The sequence below is a fragment of the Natronomonas sp. genome (assembly GCF_036625485.1).
Classification (GTDB): Archaea; Halobacteriota; Halobacteria; order Halobacteriales; family Haloarculaceae; genus Natronomonas.
In genome coordinates, this window is record NZ_JAZKTR010000224.1 from 1 (window position 1) to 3101 (window position 3101).

Annotated in this window: 5 protein-coding genes; 2 read left to right on the forward strand and 3 right to left on the reverse strand. The window is 65.5% G+C overall.

Annotation, left to right across the window (positions count from 1 at the left end):
* Positions 1–851 (forward strand): hypothetical protein (locus tag V5A53_RS14170; protein ID WP_332314261.1); only part of this gene is annotated, 851 nt, incomplete at its 5' end.
* A gap of 21 nt (positions 852–872) precedes the next feature.
* On the opposite strand, the gene V5A53_RS14175 is transcribed toward V5A53_RS14170, so the two are convergent.
* A complete protein-coding gene (locus tag V5A53_RS14175) occupies positions 873–1274 on the reverse strand; it encodes a C2H2-type zinc finger protein (RefSeq protein WP_332314262.1) in 402 nt (133 codons plus the stop codon).
* Positions 1275–1399: 125 nt separating this feature from the next.
* Here V5A53_RS14175 and V5A53_RS14180 point away from each other — a divergent pair, with 125 nt between their 5' ends.
* The gene (locus V5A53_RS14180; RefSeq protein WP_332314263.1) at positions 1400–2041 is read left to right on the forward strand and encodes an METTL5 family protein; all 642 of its coding nucleotides are present in this window, start codon (positions 1400–1402) and stop codon (positions 2039–2041) included.
* 13 nt (positions 2042–2054) lie between these two features.
* Here V5A53_RS14180 and V5A53_RS14185 read toward each other — a convergent pair whose 3' ends face one another.
* The gene (locus tag V5A53_RS14185) at positions 2055–2642 is read right to left on the reverse strand and encodes a uracil-DNA glycosylase family protein (protein WP_332314264.1); all 588 of its coding nucleotides are present in this window, start codon (positions 2640–2642) and stop codon (positions 2055–2057) included.
* A 54-nt stretch (positions 2643–2696) separates the two neighbouring features.
* Positions 2697–3101: halocyanin domain-containing protein (locus tag V5A53_RS14190; RefSeq protein ID WP_332314265.1), on the reverse strand; the 405-nt coding region annotated here is incomplete at its 5' end.

A 3101-nucleotide genomic window follows, 5' to 3' on the forward strand; every position in this document is an offset into this window, starting at 1 on the left:
TCGTCGGTGACGACGCCCTGAACTTCGCGAACATCTTCAACGAGGAGACCCGCCGGCCGATGAAACACGGTATCCTCTCCAGCGAGGAGAAATCCGCCATCCCGATGATCAAGCTCATCATCGAGCAGGTCGTCGGCGAACCCCAACGGCCCAACGAGCGGGTCCACTTCTCGACGCCGGCCGACCCCATCGACTCGGACCTCTCGACGCTGTACCACCAGAAGACCCTCGAATCGTTCCTCGCCGACATGGGCTATGACCCCGAACCCATCAACGAGGGCATGGCCGTCATCTACTCCGAGTTGGCCGACTCGAACTTCACGGGGCTGGGCATCTCCTTCGGTGCGGGGATGACCAACGTCTGTCTGTCCTACTACGCGGTTCCCGTGATGACCTTCTCCGTCGCCCGCGGTGGCGACTGGGTCGACGAACAGACCGCAACGGCGACCGGCGAGAAGATCGACAAGGTCACCTCCATCAAGGAGGACGACTTCCGACTGGACTTCACGACCGACGCCGGCGGTGTCGAGGGTGCGCTGTCGATCTACTACGACAACCTGCTGGATTACGTCATCGAGAACATCGCCCGGGAGGTCAACGAGGAAGACGTCGAGGAGGGCCTCGACGTGCCCGTCGTCGTCACCGGCGGTACCGCGAGCCCGCCGGGCTTCGAGAAGCTCTTCGAGGAGCGCCTCGATAAGGCCGAGATTCCCTTCTCCATCAGCGACGTGCGCAAGGCCGACGAACCGCTCTACAGCGTCGCCCGCGGTGCCTTGGTCGCTTCCCGAACGGAGGAAGGCGACGGTGGCGGTGGCGAGGAAGAGGTCGAAGCCGCCGAGGCAGAAGATTAAGCGGCCGCACTTCCCTCGGTTCTACGCTTCCTTTTCGTCGTCCGTGTGAACCGCGCGATGGCCGTCCAGCGCCGCCTCGGAGTCGAACGTCTCGCCACAGACGGTACAGGCGAACTCGGCGGTCGAAGCACCCGCTTCGGTGCCGTTCCCGGCGTCGATGCGGATGAACGCGGGGTCCAGCGCCTCACCCTCCTCGTCGATGAACTCGGGCGTCGGGTCCGCCTCGGTCGTCTCGATGGTAACCGATTCGACGCGGTCGACGTTGTGGAACCGGGAGATGGCATCGTCCCACGATTCCGGCGGCTCGTACTCCCCGCGGTGTTCGACGGGGACGCCGATATACCCGCAGGCAGTACAGACGAACGCCTCCCGGCCCTGCAGGGCGTACCGCTCTAGCTCCTCCGCACACCGGGGACACTCCATGCGTGACCCTTGCACACGGGGTAGAAAGAAAGTATCGCGTGGTTCGAGCAGTCGACACCGGCGTCCGGATATTAACAACGGACATACACAAACCTATAAGAATTTCTGGTAAGTATTGCGCACCCATGACGGACGGAAAGGCGGGCGCGACACGCCGGCGGTTAGCACAGGAGCTGGCGGTCGTCGCCGGGTTCGAGAACCCGCGCGCGCCGCTGGAACAGTATCACACACCCCCGGATCTGGCGGCCCATATCGTCCACGTCGCGGACCTGCAGGCCGACATCGAGGGCCGGACCGTCGTCGACCTCGGCTGTGGGACGGGGATGCTCGCCCTGGGGGCGGCCCTCCGCGGGCCGACCCGCGTCCTCGGTGTCGATATCGACCCGGCGCCGCTATCGACCGCCCGCGAGAACGAGGGCCGAGTCGGCGCGATGACCGACGTTTCGTGGCTCCGTGCGGACGCGACGCAGGCGCCGTTGTGTCCCGACGAGGACGTGACGGTTCTCATGAACCCGCCGTTCGGCGCCCAGACGGGCAGCGAGGGCGCCGACCGGGCCTTCCTCGAAACCGCAGCCGATGTGGCCGCGGTCTCCTATTCCGTCCACAACGCCGGCAGCGAGGAGTTCGTCGAGGCCTTCGCCGAGGACAACGCCGGAGAGGTAACGCACGCCTTCGCCGCGGAGTTCGAGATTCCCCGCCAGTTCGACCATCACAGCGAGGAATCCCAGCACATCGACACCGAGGTCTTCCGCATCGAGTGGGTATAGCCGTCCAGCCGTTTTAACCGACGGTCGTGGCGACGCCTTTCGTCTGCCGGTAATCGCTGTCGAGCAGGGCTTCGAGTCGGTCGACCAGCGCTTGCTCGTCGCCGGCCTCCCAGTCGGCGGGCTCCATGACGGGAACGACCAGGAAGCCACGGCCGCGGACCTCCCGCGCGTGGAGCGTCTCGGCGTCGTGCGGGAGTTTTCGCGCCTGCGTCGTGTACTCTTCGAGGACGTATGACAGCGGGCGGTCGCCCACGGGCAGGAGGATGTGGGCGTTCAGCGCCCGGAGTTCGGCGTCGAGGTAGCGTTCGAGGTCGTCGGGCTCGCCCGGCGAGAGGTGGAGATAGGAGAGATAGCAGTTGTCGAGTTCGGGTTCGTCGCTGTAGGGTTCGGCGGCGAAGCCGACCGCATGGAGGACGCGCTGGAGGCGCTCGCCGGCAAGCGAGTTCGTGAAGGGAACGCCGGTTTCGGCGCCGCCGTGGGTTTCGGCGTCGGCACCGATGACGTGGAAATCCGCGTTCGCGTCGCCGTAGCCGTGGACGGCCGGCTCCCCGGGTGCGCGCATCCCGAAGGGGTTCGACACCCGCTCGGTCACTCGTTTCACACCCGCTGCTAGGCGGTCGAACTACAAAAGAAAGCCGGAGGATGCGTTCCGTTATCAGACGACTTCGATGGCGCCCTTCATGCCCTGCGTCCGGTGGGGCTCACAGACGTACAGCTGGATGCCCGTGTTGTCGAAGGACTGCTCGAACGTTTCGCCTTCCGAGTCGTAGTAGTCGCTCGTGAAGTCGCTCTCAGAACCTTCGACGGACGCGACGTTGTGGCTGCCGCCTTCGCCGGTCCACTCCCAGACGACCGTCGTGCTCGAATCGATGCGGATTGCCGGCGGGTCGAAGGCGAGGCCGTCGCCACCACCGACCGCGACGGTTACCTGGTCCTCACCGGTGTGGTCCTCGATGCTTCCCTCATAGAGGTTCGCGTCGGAGAGGTGGTCGTCGATCTCCTGCGGTACGTCGCCACCTTCGGTCTCGGTATCGCCGTTGCCGTTGCCGCCGTTGCCGTT

Bases quoted from the DNA above. Each gene is read 5' to 3' on its own strand.
- V5A53_RS14180 (WP_332314263.1), top strand. From the start codon at position 1,400: ATGACGGACGGAAAGGCGGGCGCGACACGCCGGCGGTTAGCACAGGAG.
- V5A53_RS14175 (WP_332314262.1), bottom strand. From the start codon at position 1,274: ATGGAGTGTCCCCGGTGTGCGGAGGAGCTAGAGCGGTACGCCCTGCAG.